Annotated in this window: 16 protein-coding genes, 1 tRNA gene and 2 pseudogenes; 10 read left to right on the forward strand and 9 right to left on the reverse strand. The window is 57.1% G+C overall.

Features of this window, described 5'->3' with window-relative positions; genetic code table 11:
* Positions 1-29: 29 nt before the first annotated feature.
* The 5 genes from KGA98_RS12800 (at position 30) to KGA98_RS12820 (ending at position 3,943) form a co-directional block, all read left to right on the forward strand.
* The gene (locus KGA98_RS12800; RefSeq protein ID WP_057712425.1) at positions 30-725 is read left to right on the forward strand and encodes an ABC transporter permease; all 696 of its coding nucleotides are present in this window, start codon (positions 30-32) and stop codon (positions 723-725) included.
* Positions 722-1,411: an ABC transporter permease gene (locus KGA98_RS12805; RefSeq protein ID WP_008046525.1), complete on the forward strand. Its 690-nt coding sequence runs from the start codon at positions 722-724 to the stop codon at positions 1,409-1,411. Before KGA98_RS12800 ends, KGA98_RS12805 begins: the two co-directional genes overlap by 4 nt.
* Positions 1,392-2,621: a methyltransferase gene (locus tag KGA98_RS12810; RefSeq protein ID WP_223502467.1), complete on the forward strand. Its 1,230-nt coding sequence runs from the start codon at positions 1,392-1,394 to the stop codon at positions 2,619-2,621. The genes KGA98_RS12805 and KGA98_RS12810 overlap by 20 nt, the downstream gene beginning before the upstream one ends.
* Before the next feature lie 343 nt (positions 2,622-2,964).
* A complete protein-coding gene (locus tag KGA98_RS12815; RefSeq protein ID WP_223502468.1) occupies positions 2,965-3,789 on the forward strand; it encodes an FkbM family methyltransferase in 825 nt (274 codons plus the stop codon).
* 78 nt (positions 3,790-3,867) lie between these two features.
* Positions 3,868-3,943 (forward strand) — tRNA-Thr (locus KGA98_RS12820).
* A 385-nt stretch (positions 3,944-4,328) separates the two neighbouring features.
* Here the strand turns inward: KGA98_RS12820 and KGA98_RS12825 are convergent.
* Positions 4,329-4,559 (reverse strand): annotated as a pseudogene (locus KGA98_RS12825) (transposase); the annotation flags it as partial.
* 475 nt (positions 4,560-5,034) lie between these two features.
* Between KGA98_RS12825 and KGA98_RS12830 the strand changes: the two are divergent.
* Genes KGA98_RS12830 through KGA98_RS12845 form a run of 4 tightly spaced genes read left to right on the forward strand, consistent with a single transcriptional unit; the run spans position 5,035 to position 8,089 of the window.
* Positions 5,035-5,817, forward strand: a complete 783-nt coding sequence (locus tag KGA98_RS12830; RefSeq protein WP_154861232.1) for a transporter substrate-binding domain-containing protein — start codon at positions 5,035-5,037, stop codon at positions 5,815-5,817.
* A 55-nt stretch (positions 5,818-5,872) separates the two neighbouring features.
* Positions 5,873-6,601 (forward strand): ABC transporter permease, encoded by a 729-nt coding sequence (locus tag KGA98_RS12835; RefSeq protein ID WP_057712432.1) that lies wholly within the window; start codon positions 5,873-5,875, stop codon positions 6,599-6,601.
* Positions 6,598-7,308, forward strand: coding sequence for an ABC transporter permease (locus tag KGA98_RS12840; protein WP_057712433.1), 711 nt, complete (start codon positions 6,598-6,600; stop codon positions 7,306-7,308). The genes KGA98_RS12835 and KGA98_RS12840 overlap by 4 nt, the downstream gene beginning before the upstream one ends.
* 16 nt (positions 7,309-7,324) lie before the next feature.
* A complete protein-coding gene (locus tag KGA98_RS12845) occupies positions 7,325-8,089 on the forward strand; it encodes an ABC transporter ATP-binding protein (protein WP_102671510.1) in 765 nt (254 codons plus the stop codon).
* 91 nt (positions 8,090-8,180) lie between these two features.
* Here the strand turns inward: KGA98_RS12845 and KGA98_RS12850 are convergent, their stop codons facing one another.
* Positions 8,181-8,810: a LysE family translocator gene (locus KGA98_RS12850; RefSeq protein ID WP_223502469.1), complete on the reverse strand. Its 630-nt coding sequence runs from the start codon at positions 8,808-8,810 to the stop codon at positions 8,181-8,183.
* Positions 8,811-9,113: 303 nt separating this feature from the next.
* Here KGA98_RS12850 and KGA98_RS12855 point away from each other — a divergent pair.
* Positions 9,114-9,263: pseudogene (locus KGA98_RS12855) on the forward strand (Abi family protein); the annotation flags it as partial.
* A 75-nt stretch (positions 9,264-9,338) separates the two neighbouring features.
* On the opposite strand, the gene KGA98_RS12860 reads toward KGA98_RS12855, so the two are convergent.
* The 7 genes from KGA98_RS12860 to KGA98_RS12890 form a co-directional block, all read right to left on the reverse strand.
* A complete protein-coding gene (locus KGA98_RS12860) occupies positions 9,339-10,049 on the reverse strand; it encodes an SDR family NAD(P)-dependent oxidoreductase (RefSeq protein WP_057712436.1) in 711 nt (236 codons plus the stop codon).
* Between the two features lie 43 nt (positions 10,050-10,092).
* Positions 10,093-10,749, reverse strand: a complete 657-nt coding sequence (locus KGA98_RS12865) for a DsbA family oxidoreductase (protein WP_223502470.1) — start codon at positions 10,747-10,749, stop codon at positions 10,093-10,095.
* Complete coding sequence (locus KGA98_RS12870; RefSeq protein ID WP_008003165.1) at positions 10,746-10,967, reverse strand: tautomerase family protein; 222 nt, start codon at positions 10,965-10,967, stop codon at positions 10,746-10,748. Before KGA98_RS12870 ends, KGA98_RS12865 begins: the two co-directional genes overlap by 4 nt.
* A 218-nt stretch (positions 10,968-11,185) precedes the next feature.
* On the reverse strand, positions 11,186-11,470 hold the full coding sequence (locus KGA98_RS12875; RefSeq protein ID WP_057399227.1) for a helix-turn-helix domain-containing protein: 285 nt from the start codon (positions 11,468-11,470) through the stop codon (positions 11,186-11,188).
* Complete coding sequence (locus KGA98_RS12880) at positions 11,460-11,777, reverse strand: hypothetical protein (RefSeq protein WP_046040827.1); 318 nt, start codon at positions 11,775-11,777, stop codon at positions 11,460-11,462. Before KGA98_RS12880 ends, KGA98_RS12875 begins: the two co-directional genes overlap by 11 nt.
* Positions 11,778-12,189: 412 nt before the next feature.
* The gene (locus tag KGA98_RS12885) at positions 12,190-12,777 is read right to left on the reverse strand and encodes a PBECR2 nuclease fold domain-containing protein (protein ID WP_223473864.1); all 588 of its coding nucleotides are present in this window, start codon (positions 12,775-12,777) and stop codon (positions 12,190-12,192) included.
* 178 nt (positions 12,778-12,955) lie between these two features.
* Entirely contained in the window at positions 12,956-14,242 is a 1,287-nt protein-coding gene (locus KGA98_RS12890; protein WP_223502471.1) for an OprD family porin, read from the reverse strand.
* Between the last annotated feature and the right edge of the window lie 208 nt (positions 14,243-14,450).

Genomic DNA, 14,450 nt, shown 5'->3' on the forward strand with positions numbered 1-14,450 from the left:
CTTGCCTGCCGCGATTTGAAAAGAAATCCATGATTATCGACCTCTACGGATTCGGCCCGGCGCTCGCCGCTGGCGCGCTGATGACTGTGAAACTGGCACTCTCGGCCCTGTGCCTGGGGCTGGTACTCGGTCTGCTCGGCGCCTTGGCCAAGACTTCCCCGTACAAGCCGCTGCAATGGCTTGGCGGCACTTATTCGACCCTGGTTCGCGGTATCCCGGAATTGCTCTGGGTGCTGTTGATCTACTTCGGCACGGTCAACCTGATGCGTGCCCTGGGCGAGTTCTTCGGCAACCCCGACCTTGAACTCAACGCCTTCGCCGCTGGCGTGATTGCGCTGGGCCTGTGCTTCGGCGCCTACGCCACGGAAGTGTTTCGCGGTGCGATCCTCGCCATCCCCAAAGGCCATCGTGAAGCCGGCGTGGCCCTGGGCCTGTCGAAATGGCGCATCTTCACCAAGCTGATCATGCCGCAGATGTGGCGCATCGCCCTGCCCGGCCTGGGCAACCTGTTCATGATCCTGATGAAGGACACCGCGCTGGTGTCGGTGATCGGCCTGGAAGAAATCATGCGTCATGCGCAAATCGGCGTGACCGTCTCCAAGCAACCGTTCACCTTCTATATGGTGGCCGCGTTCATGTACCTGAGCCTGACGGTGCTGGCGATGACCGGCATGCACTTCCTGGAAAAACGTGCCGCTCGCGGCTTCGCGAGGAGCACCCAATGAACTGGGAAGTCATCATCAAGTGGCTGCCGAAACTGGCCCAGGGCGCAACCCTGACCCTGGAACTGGTGGCCATCGCCGTGATCGCCGGTTTGCTGCTGGCCATTCCACTGGGCATCGCCCGCTCGTCGCGCCTGTGGTGGGTGCGGGCATTTCCCTACGGCTACATCTTCTTTTTCCGTGGCACGCCGTTGCTGGTTCAGCTGTTCCTGGTCTACTACGGCCTGGCGCAGTTCGACGCGATCCGTAACAGTTCGATGTGGCCGTACCTGCGCGATCCGTTCTGGTGCGCCACGGCGACCATGACCTTGCACACCGCGGCCTACATTGCGGAAATCCTGCGGGGCGCCATCCAGGCGATTCCACCGGGCGAGATCGAGGCGGCGCGGGCGCTGGGCATGTCCAGACCCAAAGCGCTGTTCTACATCATCCTGCCGCGCGCCGCGCGCATCGGCCTGCCGGCCTACAGCAACGAAGTGATCCTGATGCTCAAGGCCAGCGCCCTGGCCAGCACCGTGACCCTGCTGGAATTGACCGGCATGGCCCGCACCATCATTGCCCGGACCTACCTGCCGGTGGAGATCTTCTTCGCCGCGGGCATGTTCTACCTGGTAATGGCTTACGTGCTGGTGCGTGGCTTCAAGCTGCTGGAGCGCTGGTTGCGCGTCGATGCCTGCCAAGGGCGTTGATAGCGGCGTGTTGACGGGCGAGGCCCTACTCGCCCGTTTCACCGCGCTGGATGCTTTTCTGACAGAGCATCAGGCACTGTGGAAACCCCGACCGTTCACTTATCGGCATCTTCCCTGGGAAACGTACTACCCTGCTCTGGCCGAATGGCTACGCAAGCGGTCGCTGGAAGACGCGGAAAACGCTCACAACCAACCTGCCCTTCTGAATGCACCGGAGCCCTTTGCTTCCCTGGCAACAATGTCCGCTGCCTTGAGTGCCGTGGATGAGTTGCCGGCTCGCACACTCGAAGCGGCGGGCCATCGGTTGAACGTCGATGTACCGGGGCGCAAATGGCAACAAATCGAAGCCTTCGCCAGTCGGTTGCAGTTTTCCGAAGCACCGCAGCATTGGATGGACTGGTGCTCGGGTAAAGGACATCTGGGCCGCCGCCTGCTGCAACCCGGGCAACAACTGACGTGCCTGGAATACGACCCGGCACTGGTAACCAGCGGCCAGGCACTCAGCCAGCGCCATCACCTGCATGCGCTGCATATCGAACAGGATGTGCTCGCGGCAGACGCAGCTTGTTTACTGGGTGCGTATCACACGCCCGTCGCGCTTCACGCCTGCGGTGATTTGCATGTGCGGCTGATTCAACTCGCCAGCGTCACAGGCTGCAAACAGCTCGCCATCGCGCCGTGTTGCTACAACCGGATCAGTCTTGCCCAATACTCGCCGATTTCCTCGGCCGCCCAAGGCTCCAGCTTACAGCTTTCCCTCGACGACCTCGCGTTGCCCATGAGCGAAACCGTTACCGCCGGTGCCCGCGTGCGACGTCAACGCGACACCTCCATGGCCCGGCGTCTGGGCTTCGACTTGCTGCAACGGCAACTGCGCGGCATTGACGAGTACCTGCCAACCCCTTCCCTGCCCAGCGCCTGGCTGGACAAACCCTTCGCCGATTACTGCCATCATCTGGCAACTCTCAAAGAGTTATCCACAATCGGCCCGCAAGATTGGCCAGCCTTCGAAGCCGCCGGTTGGCAGCGACTGGCCGAAGTGCGCAACCTTGAACTACTACGCGGACTTTTCCGACGTCCACTGGAGCTTTGGCTGGTCCTTGACCGGGCACTTTTCCTCACCGAGCAGGGCTACAGCGTCCGTGTCGGAACCTTCTGCGAAACCCCGCTCACGCCACGTAATTTCCTGCTCCTGGCCGAACGCGCTTAAATACATCCGACCTGTGGATAACTCTGTTGATGAAATAATCGTGGATCCAATATCCACGCCTGTTTCAGGGCTAAATCCACACTGTTCATTTTTTATACACCCGCATAAAAAATCGAAAAAACAGGTATTTGCGAACAAACGAGAACGGATCCACAAATTCGGCCTAAACCCAGTGCGCTGCCAATGGCATTGTGCATAAGCATTTAATCAAAACGACATAAATGCCTAATCCCGGATCGCAGACAGGGGAAATTGCACCCTTTCATTACTCTTGATATACACACACGCAAGGGCGCCGGCAGCGCGGCCACGAACAAGAACATTCCTCCGACAGGATGCGCCAGTGACGTTCATTTCCTACGCACAGAATTTCGAAGACATACGCCTGTGGCGCGCCCTCAAAACCGTCGAGAACGGCTTCTACATCGACGTCGGGGCAAACGATCCCACCCATGACTCCGTCACCAAGGCGTTCTACGACAACGGCTGGACCGGCATCAACGTCGAACCGATGCCCAACTATTTCGAAGCCCTGAGCCAGCAACGTCCCAAAGACACCAACCTGCAGTGCGCGGCCGGGGAAAGTGCTGACGAACTGACCTTCTACGGCATCGCCGGCACCGGCCTTTCGACCCTGGACCCGGCCATGGCCAAACTGCACCGAGACGCCGGCATGGACGTGCGCAACCAAACGATCAAGTCCCGCACCCTGACCTCCATCTGCGAAGAACACGCCCAGGGCCGCGCCATTCACTTCCTGAAAATCGATGTCGAAGGCCACGAAGAAACCGTCCTGCGCGGCATGGACTTCAGCCAATGGCGGCCATGGGTGATCATTATCGAAACCCCCTGGGCCCGCGACCAGGCCTGGGAAACACTCGTCACCGACGCCGGCTACCACTCCATCCTGTTCGACGGCATCAACACCTACTACCTCGCCGAAGAACACCTGAACCTCAAACCCGCCTTCGACATCCCGCCGTGCAACCTGGACGAGTTCCAGTTCTGCAAAGGCCACAAGTTCAGCCACCCCGTCAGCGACGCCGAACACCAACTCGCCGCCGCCCTGCAACGCGCCGAACAGGCCGAAGCACAGCTGCGCGCGATGCAAAACAGTCGAACCTGGCAAGCCATCCAGAAACTCAAGAAAACCCTGCTACGAGCCTGACCTGAAGCCCGCGCAAAAATAGTCAAAATTCAGGGGTTTACAGAAGCCAACCAATCGCTATAATCGTCGCCCTGACACGCCGGTATAGCTCAGATGGTAGAGCAACTGACTTGTAATCAGTAGGTCCCGGGTTCGATTCCTGGTGCCGGCACCATACAGAACAACGACTTAGGCTCACCTTGCGGTGGGCCTTTTTCGTTTCTGGCTCCAGCCTCCTTCAATTTTCCCCGTTCGTTCCCCGTTTCGTGCCCGCCACTTCCTAAGTTCTTGAGCCGCCTCAAAAATATTGGGGAGTTGCACAGCGCAGCTCTTTATTGAGGCGCTATGGGAAATTGCAGTCCACCGCGATTGGCAGCAACCGGCCCAGGCTGTGTGAAAACGCACTGAATACATCGAAAACTGTGGGCTACGGACGTTGCCTGCGAAACTGGCAGACGGAAGCGCGAATTACCCTAGTCAGCTACATAGGCGTTCGTAGTTGCTGTTTTGGCCGCGTCAGCAGCCCAAACAACCAATCACGGACGATCAAGCGGCTGGATTTACGCCCTGATCGCTTCAAGCAGTCCTGAGATGCCGAAGATGCTCATCATTCGTTTGAGGTTGTAGGCGAGTACATGAAGGCTCATCTCAGTACTTACCCTTGGTAGGGTTTTGGTCAGGAAGTGGGTACTTCCCATCCAGTATTTGAGCGTTCCAAAAGGATGTTCAACGGTCTGTCGGCGACGCCTCATCATCGCTGGATCATTTTCCAGCCGTACCTGCATCGCATCTCCTCAAGCACCGGACACATCCAACTGGTCAGGCGGAATGCAAATGGGTGGGCGAGTCGACGGAATTATCAGCCGCACGTCGCTCCGTAGTGTCAGGGCTTGGGCAGTACCAGGATGCGATTTTCGCGTCTGCGAAAATGGAAGCTACCTCATGCTAATCACCCTGTGTGCCCCTGCTCAAAAGTTGAACGGGAACAGTTGAACACCTGGGGCAGTTTTCGGTCAGCGGCAGCACGCAAAATCATCACATAGTCAGTATTGCTCGTCATAATGACCATTAATTCGTTAAATCAACGCACTTTTCGTCTTATCGTCGCACTCGCTTGCTTCTAGACTACTTTCCCCTGCGGGCTCTGCCTTCTTGTTCACCAGGAGCACGACCTGTCGAGTGTTACTTCTTCCATAGTGTCATACGAGTTCCATAACAGTACTCATGTGTCACAAGCGCTCATGTTGGTCCTTAGGAATAAAAACAATGAAAAGAAAATTTCTGACCCTTTCTGCGTTGGCTTTGTGTGTAGCTGCCGGTTCCGCGCTGGCCAAGGAGTACAAGGAGTTGCGCTTCGGTGTTGACCCCTCTTATGCGCCGTTCGAATCCAAGGCCGCCGATGGCAGCCTGGTGGGCTTCGATATCGACCTGGGCAACGCGATCTGCGCTGAGCTGAAGGTCAAGTGCAAGTGGGTTGAAAGCGACTTCGACGGCATGATTCCCGGCCTCAAGGCCAACAAGTTCGATGGCGTGATCTCTTCCATGACCGTCACGCCGGCGCGTGAGAAAGTCATCGATTTCTCGAGCGAGCTGTTCTCTGGCCCGACCGCGCTGGTATTCAAGAAAGGCGCGGCCGTCGGCACCGATCCGGCCTCCCTCAAGGGCAAGAAAGTCGGCTACGAGCAAGGCACCATCCAGGAAGCCTACGCCAAGGCCGTGCTGGACAAGGCTGGGGTAGAGACGCAGGCCTACGCCAACCAGGACCAGGTGTACGCCGACCTGATCTCCGGACGCCTCGATGCCTCGATCCAGGACATGCTGCAAGCCGAACTGGGCTTCCTGAAGTCGCCACCAGGCGCCGACTTCCAAATCAGCGAACCGGTCGAAAGCCCCCTGCTGCCAGCCAAAACCGCCGTGGGCCTCACCAAAGGCAACGCCGAGCTCCAGGCCTTGCTGAACAAAGGCATCAAGGCACTGCACGACAATGGCACCTATGCGGCCGTCCAGCAGAAGCACTTTGGCGATCTGAATCTCTACAGCGGCCAATAATGACCCTGCGCCCATTTCCGGATGGGCGCTTTCCGGATTGACGTAGGGCTGCCCAATGTTCGAAAACCTGTTGATGATCCTGGGGCTGTCAGGCTTCAGCCTCAAGGGCTTTGGCCCGCTGTTGCTGCAAGGTTCCTGGATGACTGTCAAATTATCCTTTCTGTGCTTGCTGGTGAGCGTTGGCCTGGGCCTGATCGGCGCCAGCGCCAAGCTTTCGAAATCGGCACTGCTGCGCGTCCCTGCGCAGGCCTACACCACGCTGATCCGCGGGGTGCCGGACCTGGTGCTGATGCTGTTGATCTTCTACAGCCTGCAAACCTGGCTGACCAGCCTGACCGAAGCACTGGGCTGGGACTATATCGAAATCAACCCCTTTAGCGCCGGGGTCATTACCTTGGGCTTCATCTACGGGGCGTATTTCACCGAAACCTTCCGTGGCGCCATCCTTGCCGTACCCCGAGGGCAGATGGAAGCGGCTACCGCCTACGGCCTGACCCGCGCCCAGCGCTTTCGCCTGGTGGTGTTCCCGCAAATGATGCGTTTTGCCCTGCCGGGCATCGGTAATAACTGGATGGTGATCCTCAAGGCCACCGCGCTGGTGTCGATCATTGGCCTGGCCGATCTGGTCAAGGTGGCCCAGGACGCGGGCAAGAGCTCCTATCAGCTGTTCTTCTTCCTGATACTGGCCGCCTTGATCTATCTGGTGATCACCACCGTTTCGAACTACGTCTTGCGCCGGATGGAAATCTTCTACGCCGCAGGCACTCGGGAGGCCGTGCGATGATCGAGCTACTGCAGGAGTACTGGAAACCGTTCCTGTTCCAGGACGGCACTCACATCACCGGGCTGGCCATGACCCTCTGGCTGCTCAGTGCCTCGATCTTCTTCGGCTTCGTGATGTCGATCCCGCTGTCTATAGCCCGGGTCTCGACCAATGTCTGGGTGCGCTGGCCGGTGCAGTTCTACACCTACCTGTTCCGTGGCACACCGCTGTATATCCAGTTGCTGATTTGCTACACGGGGATATACAGCCTGGCCGCGGTACGAGCTCAGCCAGTGCTGGATGCGTTCTTTCGCGATGCGATGAACTGCACCATCCTGGCGTTCGCCCTGAACACCTGCGCCTACACCACGGAGATCTTCGCCGGGGCGATTCGCAGCATGGCCCATGGTGAAGTCGAAGCGGCCAAGGCCTACGGCCTGACCGGCTGGAAGCTGTACACCTACGTGATCATGCCGTCCGCCCTGCGTCGCTCGCTGCCTTATTACAGCAACGAAGTGATTCTGATGCTGCACTCGACCACCGTGGCCTTCACCGCGACCATCCCGGACATTCTGAAAGTCGCGCGGGACGCCAACTCGGCGACCTTCCTGACCTTCCAATCGTTCGGCATCGCCGCGTTGATCTACCTGGCAGTCACTTTCTCCCTGGTCGGCCTGTTCCGCCTGGCTGAACGCCGTTGGTTGTCCTTCCTCGGCCCGGCTCACTAATTCAGGATGCTTGTTCATGTACAAACTGACCGTTGAAAACCTGCACAAAAGTTACGGCAACCATGAAGTCCTCAAGGGCGTTTCACTAAACGCCAGGACCGGCGATGTGATCAGCCTGATTGGCGCCAGTGGTTCGGGCAAGAGCACCTTTCTGCGTTGCATCAACTTCCTGGAAACGCCCAACGACGGCGCCATGAGCCTGGACAACCAGCCGATTAAAATGGTCCATGACCACCACGGCATGCGCGTGGCTGACGCCAATGAACTGCAACGCATCCGCACTCGCCTGGCGATGGTGTTCCAGCACTTCAACCTGTGGAGCCACATGACCGTGCTCGACAACATCACCATGGCCCCGCGCCGGGTGCTGGGCGTCAGCAAGAAGGACGCGGAGGATCGCGCCCGGCGTTACCTGGACAAGGTCGGTTTGCCGGCACGGGTTGCCGATCAATACCCGGCGTTTCTCTCAGGTGGTCAGCAGCAACGGGTCGCCATTGCCCGTGCCCTGAGCATGGAACCGGAGATCATGCTGTTCGACGAGCCGACTTCGGCCCTGGATCCGGAACTGGTGGGCGAAGTGCTCAAGGTGATCCAGGGCCTGGCCGAAGAAGGCCGCACCATGATCATGGTGACCCACGAAATGAGCTTTGCGCGCAAAGTGTCGAACCAGGTGCTGTTCCTGCACCAGGGACGGGTCGAAGAACAGGGTGCGCCCGAGGACGTATTAGGCAACCCCAAAAGCGAGCGCCTGAAGCAGTTTCTAAGCGGCAACCTGAAGTAAGTCCAATAAGCAGACATATCGTCTCGGTCACGGTGTTCGATAGCGCGTATCAGCAAGGAAAAATTGTGCCGAGCCGATATGTCTCGCTCCTTTAAAATGGTCGATCAAGTAGAAGCAACCGTGCCGCCAGAGCTGTCATCACCGCAGCGAAGCTATAGGCACCAAGGCGTTTAGAGATCATGCCTTCGCGAAGGCGCACATGCAGTTGTCCGGCGCAAAATCCGAGCAGGGAATGGAAGATCAATGCGATCAGCGCAAGCAACAAACCCAAGAACATTAATTGCGAGGTGACACTACTGGTACCTACGGTGACGAACTGCGGTAGGAATACCATGAAGAACAACAGCGCCTTGGGGTTTAACAAACTGTTGAGCGTGGCTCGGACAAAGATCTTCTTCAGCGAGGCCTGCGTGGCTTGAGACTCAGTATCCGAAGTAGAAGTCTTCAATGCCTGCCACGCCAGCAACATCAGATAACAAGCCCCGGCCCAGCGCAGCAAGTCAAACGCCGGCGCCCAACTCATCACCAACACACCGAGGCCTGCGCTAACCATGACGGTCATCAGCACATCGGCCAGGGTTATTCCCAGTGCTGCAGCGAGGCCGGCACGCCATCCATGAGCAACCGCATGGCTGCTGACGATAGCCATGTTAGGGCCAGGAACGATCAACAACAGCAAGGCGGCAACAATGAACAGGTAAAGGTTCGTGGTATCCGGCATAGAGCATAAGTCCGTGAGTGAGGAGTAATGCTAACCAGTAGTAAATAGGCAGGAGCAGATACAGTGCGGATGGATTTGGCCGCAACAGTCTGGCTTGGACAGGAAAAATAATCTGGTCGACGGCATGGTAAAGCAGGTGCGGTTGGCCGCTTCTGGCTGTGGATTCAACTGGTCGACGCAACAGATTGGCTAAATCGTTCAGCGGGTGTTTCGTAGTTTAGTGTTTTTCGAGGGCGGCTATTTAGCTGCCTTGCTACTTCATTGAGTGTGGCGTACGAATCAAAAGACCGCATGGGCAAAAGCGTCGACAAAAAAGCGATCGCTAGCAGATTCAATCTGCCCTTCGAAGTATTGGCTTCCTGGCTCCACACCCTGACCTACATCCGAAACTGCTGCGCCCACCACGCACGGTTATGGAACCGAGAGCTCTCAATTCGACCATCCTTACCAAAAGAATGGGTTATTCCAAACAAAACCCTCGTAGCAATACGAGGGCTTTGTTGTTTCAGGGGTTTGAAAAAAGCGCTTTCAGTGTCCCGCGCTCTGACCACCGTCCACATGCAGGATTTCGCCAGTGACGAACTTGGCGCCGTCCAGATACACGACCGCTTGCGCAATATCATCGATCTCGCCCATGTGCCCGACCGGGTGCAGATTGCCCAGTGCGGCATGGGTTTCTTCGCCGTGCATCGGGGTCTTGATGATGCCCGGGCTGACTGCGTTCACCCGGATCCCGCGCTTGGCGTATTCGATGGCCAGGGATTTGGTTGCCGCGTTGAGGCCGCCCTTGGTCAGTGAAGCCAACACCGATGGCACGCCGTCGATGGCGTGGTCCACCAGGCTGGTGGTGATGTTGACGACGTGGCCGCTGCCTTGCTTTTCCATCTCGGCGATGGCGAGTTGGGTGATGTAGAAGAAGCCATTGACGTTCACCGACAACACATTGGCGTAGTCTTCTGCGGTGTACGCGGTGAACGGCTTGGCGATGAAGATCCCGGCGTTGTTGACCAGGGTATCGATGCGACCGAAACGGGAAATCGCTTCACGGATGACGCGCTGGGCGGTTTCCGGCTCGCCGATGTCACCGGCCACGGTGAGAATGTCCGGATCGGTGGACGGTTTGATCGAACGCGAAGTGGCGACGATCCGGTAACCGAGTTCACGAAAGGCTTTGACCATACCGTCGCCGAGACCTTGGGACGCGCCGGTGATAACGATGACTTTTTTCGAAATGCTCATGATGAAGACCTCTGACAATTAAAAGTGGGGTAGAAATCTGTAATCAGGCTTCGGCCGGGGCGTTCGCCATTTGTCTCAACATCTGTTCGTAGTACTCGACCGATTGCGAACCGGACACCAGGTGGCGACCGTTCAGCACCATGGCCGGGACCGAGTTGATGCCGTGCTGGCGGTAATAGATTTCAAGCTCACGCACTTCGCTGGCGAATGCGTCGGACGCCAGCACCTCTCTCGCCCCTGTCGCATCCAGCCCCGCTTCAGTCGCCAGACGCACCAGCGTCGATTGATCGCTCGGGTTCTGGCCTTCGCTGAAATAGGCCCGTAGCAGCACCCTCTTCAGCTCGACTTGTCGCCCTTCCTGCAACGCCCACAGCAACAATCGGTGCGCATCGAAGGTGTTGTAGAAGTGCGTGCGCTTCTCCAGATCGAACTTGAAGCCAATGGCCTCGCCGCGAGCGATTTGCATGGCCTTGCCGGAGGCGACGTCGTCGGCCGTTCTCCCGTACTTACGCATCAGGTGCTCGACCGCTTGCTCACCTTCGGCCGGCATGTCCGGGTTCAACTCGAACGGCTTGTAGGTCAGCTCGACCGGGATTTCCCCGGCCACGTTCTCGATCGCTTGCTCCAGCGCCGCCGCCCCCAGTGCGCACCAGGGGCACACCACATCGGAGACGAAATCGATGGTGACGGGCGATGTCATGACTGCCCCTCCGCCTCGGCCAGTTGCTTGCGGTACTGGGTGGTGGTGATGCCGGCGTAACCCCAGTTATCGGTGTCGACTTCCTCGATCACGATGTGGGTCAGGTCAGGGCGTTTGTTGAGGACGCGTTCCAGTGTTTCAGTGATCTCGGCAATCACCTGAGCTTTCTGCTCAGTGGTAACGCCATCGCGGGTGATGCGTACGGATACGAAAGGCATGAGGGAAACTCCAGTGACCTTCCCGTCGGGATGATGGGAGAGGCGTTGGAGCTCAATTTATGGAGTTTGCTGGAAGGGATAAAGGTGGGAGCGGGAACTTCATTAGTTACGTGGTGTAATGAGTTAAAAAGAGGGCATACAAAATACTCGCGCCCATCGAACGACTTGGCGACTTCTCAATTTCGGCGATGTGTTGAGCAGAAAGTTTGCCTTCTTGGCTAAATCGCTTGAAGGTCACGCAGTGCCTCAGGATGCTGACTCGCCACGCGCAACAGCGTCTGCGCCGCTCCCGTCGGTTGCCGTCGCCCCTGCTCCCAATCCTGCAGCGTTCGCAAACTGACTCCAATCAGCTCGGCGAATGCACTTTGAGACACACCCACTTTGGCCCGTGCTTCAGCAGCCGCAGACAGCGGCACCTCAGTCACCCGAGCAGCTTTGCCTGCTTTCATTTGACGCACAGAGTCCAGCAAGTCCTGCTGGAATTGCTCCAGTTCATTGACCATTGCTGATTTCCTCCTTCAGTTGCTTGAGGAAGGCTGCGGGTAAATTGTCGAACTTCGCCTTGGTGTAGGCGATTAACAACCAGATTGAGCCTTCAGAAAGCGTGTTGTAGTAAATGACACGGGTACCGCCTCGTTTGCCCATCCCGCTACGGGACCAACGAACCTTGCGCAGACCACCGCTACCAGGAACCACATCGCCCGCCAACGGATTAGCCGCCAGCCAGGTAATGAATTCATGACGTTCGCCATCGTCCCAGATGGATTCAGCATAACGCTTGAAAATTTCGGTTTCGATAATCGTGAACATGGGCATGACTATACGGCATTGCCGTATAGTCAAGCAATCGATTTGAAGTGCTAAGACGTGTCGCAATTTTCCACTTTTTGCGACACGTCCTCCGAACATTTCGCCGCGGACGACACGTTCTCAAGACGTGTTGCCAAAATCGTGTTTCGGCGACATGATCGTAAAAAAGTCAGATGTCGATGTGCGCGACTTCGCCGATCTGACCAACACCACCACAAGGCTACCGCTCGGGTTGACACAAACATCATCTGTGACAGAGAATTTGCCCAAGAGCGCGAAACCGACTGCCTTCAGGTGGCAATAGTCGGCGTTAGGAACCCCGTTGATGACCTGAAAATCAGCGCTCGGGTGAGACCTCTTCTCCCTTGCTTGAGGGAGCACAATATCAAGCAAGCTTCTCAAAAAAAGCAGCCTACTCAGGCTGCTTTTTTTGTTTGGATAATAGGTAACGTTGATAAACCAACCCGCCGTGTCGGTGCTTGTTCAGCGCCTTTTTGTCACAGTTCATGAAGTTCCAAAGTACATACCCACGGTCAACATGGATTACTACCAACATTTGGTACTTTGTGTGGTATGCGCCAATGAAGGCGAGACGATAGGAGTCATCGCTGTAGGAAACCCGCCAGATTTCTAATGGATTCTTCAGCGTATCTACAGCAAATTCAGTGAAACGCTCTCGGGCGTTAGGACGTTTTTCCACTATGTGACGTAGATGCTCACGCCGAACCGTCACGGGTAAATATGGCGTTTCGATCAGCACCGTGTCAGTCCCTTCATGCAATCCAAAACCTAGCGCTACCTGCCTTAGAGCGGAGCAGACATCAACGGCCCCTGGTAGCTCTCGAACCACCTTGGTTTCCAAGAGTATTGATATGTCTCGCAGATCCGGCAAACCTAGATCCTTCCAGCTTTCCTGATCAGGAGCTTCCTTTACCCCTGGAGCTTTCATTCGGTGATCTCTCACGGTAACAACTGCTATTTCAGCCTGTTGAATCGTCACGAGAAATCAGGTGGATCCTCTTTTTCCCTCAGAGACTTCCGACAATCTTGAAGGGCATCGCCATTGCCATTGAAAGAGCCGTTTGGAAAACTCCAATTAGTCACAAAAAGCCCCGAACCAGTCGGGGCTTCTTCTTTTTTCTCAGCCTTGCATCAGACCTCGAGACCACAACCCATCATCAAAAGACGTTGATCGGGTAGTCCACGAACACACGCACTTCGTTGCCGCTGACGTTGTACTCGCTCGACTTCTGCGACACGCGCAGGACCGAGCTGCGCAGTTTCACGCTGAGGTCTTTGGCCGGGCCGCCTTGGACGACGTATTTGATCTGGTTGAAGATCTCGCGCTCGGTGCCGCCTTCGCTGGTGGAGGTGGTGATGTTGTCACCGCGCACATAGGCCACGTTGTAGCTCAGGCCCGGTACACCGAAGGTGCTGAAGTCCAGGCCGTAGCCCACTTGCCAGCTGCGTTCGTCTTCGGCGTTGAAGTCGGACCAGTAGGAGTTCGCCAGGTAGATGGTGTTGCCACCGTCGCCGATGCGGCCTTGATCTTTCTGGTAACCGCCGTAGGCGTAGCCCAGGTTGCTGTCGCCGGTGCTGCGCTGGTGTGCGAGGGTGAACGAGTGCGGGCCGGTGATGAAGGTGGCCGCCAGGCTCCAGATCTTGTTGTCGTCGCCGGTGATACCGTTTTCGCGGACGTAAGAATCTTCCAGTTTGGTGCGGTAGCCGTTGAAGTCCAGGGTCAGGGACTGGTCCTTGTCGATCGGGAACACGTAGTTGGCGTTCACGTATTGTTTCTTCAGCACGTCTTCGACGTCGGAAGCGTAGAGCGCGGCCTTGAATTGCTCGGTGAACTGGTAGCTACCGCCCAAGACGTTGATCGACTTCAAGCCACCGCTGTCACGGCCTTCGGCGCTTTTGCGCGATTCGGCGGTGAAGCGGCCGGCGTCCAGTTGCAGGCCTTTGATCTCCTTGGAGGTGATCAGAGTGCCGGTGTAGCTTTCCGGCAGCAGGCGCGAATTGTCGTAGTTCAGCACCGGCAGGGCCGGCATCTGGTCGCCGTAGGTCAGGGTGGTGCTGGACAGACGGAACTTGATCGCCGCGCCGCCCTTGGACAGATCGTCAGCCGGCTGGCCGCTGTCGCCCTTTTTGAAGAAATCGATGCCTTGCGCGCCGCTACGGTCTTCGTTGCGCTCCAGGTTCAGAGCGTATAACCCGAAAGCGTCCACACCCACGCCCACGGTGCCTTGGGTGAAGCCGGACGAGAACGTGCCGATGGCCGCCTGGCCCCACTCGGATTTATCCGGGTTGCCGTCTTTGTAGTCACGATTGATGTAAGCATTGCGCAGCAGCACTTTGAGGCTGCTGTCTTCAACAAAACCCTTGGATTCGGCCTGGTCGTTCGCCATGACCGGTGTCGCACTCAACATCCCCAGAGCGATCAGGCTGATTCGCTTGTTCAACATTTTGTTCTTTTCCTTATTTCCGGTTGATACGCGCTGTGCCGAACGGCCGAAACGGCGCTATCGCGCTCTTTTTTCATGACGAAAACAAAAAGGCCCGCCCACGATTTCTCGCGGCGGGCCTTTTTATAATTTTTGATCGTGGCGGTTGGCCACAGGCGTTGGGCCGAATCGTAGCTGCGCCCTTAACGATGTGTCAATTTCATGAATC

Origin of the sequence: Pseudomonas sp. BF-R-24, from assembly GCF_019947335.1 — a bacterium.
In the GTDB taxonomy this organism is placed as follows: Bacteria; Pseudomonadota; Gammaproteobacteria; order Pseudomonadales; family Pseudomonadaceae; genus Aquipseudomonas; species Aquipseudomonas jessenii.

What these genes read in the sequence shown, in the direction of transcription:
- KGA98_RS12880 (WP_046040827.1), bottom strand. Translation starts at nt 11,777, where the DNA reads ATGTTCACGATTATCGAAACCGAAATTTTCAAGCGTTATGCTGAATCC.
- KGA98_RS12830 (WP_154861232.1), top strand. Translation starts at nt 5,035, where the DNA reads ATGAAAAGAAAATTTCTGACCCTTTCTGCGTTGGCTTTGTGTGTAGCT.
- KGA98_RS12860 (WP_057712436.1), bottom strand. Translation starts at nt 10,049, where the DNA reads ATGAGCATTTCGAAAAAAGTCATCGTTATCACCGGCGCGTCCCAAGGT.
- KGA98_RS12845 (WP_102671510.1), top strand. Translation starts at nt 7,325, where the DNA reads ATGTACAAACTGACCGTTGAAAACCTGCACAAAAGTTACGGCAACCAT.
- KGA98_RS12800 (WP_057712425.1), top strand. Translation starts at nt 30, where the DNA reads ATGATTATCGACCTCTACGGATTCGGCCCGGCGCTCGCCGCTGGCGCG.
- KGA98_RS12850 (WP_223502469.1), bottom strand. Translation starts at nt 8,810, where the DNA reads ATGCCGGATACCACGAACCTTTACCTGTTCATTGTTGCCGCCTTGCTG.
- KGA98_RS12840 (WP_057712433.1), top strand. Translation starts at nt 6,598, where the DNA reads ATGATCGAGCTACTGCAGGAGTACTGGAAACCGTTCCTGTTCCAGGAC.
- KGA98_RS12835 (WP_057712432.1), top strand. Translation starts at nt 5,873, where the DNA reads ATGTTCGAAAACCTGTTGATGATCCTGGGGCTGTCAGGCTTCAGCCTC.
- KGA98_RS12890 (WP_223502471.1), bottom strand. Translation starts at nt 14,242, where the DNA reads ATGTTGAACAAGCGAATCAGCCTGATCGCTCTGGGGATGTTGAGTGCG.
- KGA98_RS12870 (WP_008003165.1), bottom strand. Translation starts at nt 10,967, where the DNA reads ATGCCTTTCGTATCCGTACGCATCACCCGCGATGGCGTTACCACTGAG.
- KGA98_RS12805 (WP_008046525.1), top strand. Translation starts at nt 722, where the DNA reads ATGAACTGGGAAGTCATCATCAAGTGGCTGCCGAAACTGGCCCAGGGC.
- KGA98_RS12810 (WP_223502467.1), top strand. Translation starts at nt 1,392, where the DNA reads ATGCCTGCCAAGGGCGTTGATAGCGGCGTGTTGACGGGCGAGGCCCTA.
- KGA98_RS12875 (WP_057399227.1), bottom strand. Translation starts at nt 11,470, where the DNA reads ATGGTCAATGAACTGGAGCAATTCCAGCAGGACTTGCTGGACTCTGTG.
- KGA98_RS12865 (WP_223502470.1), bottom strand. Translation starts at nt 10,749, where the DNA reads ATGACATCGCCCGTCACCATCGATTTCGTCTCCGATGTGGTGTGCCCC.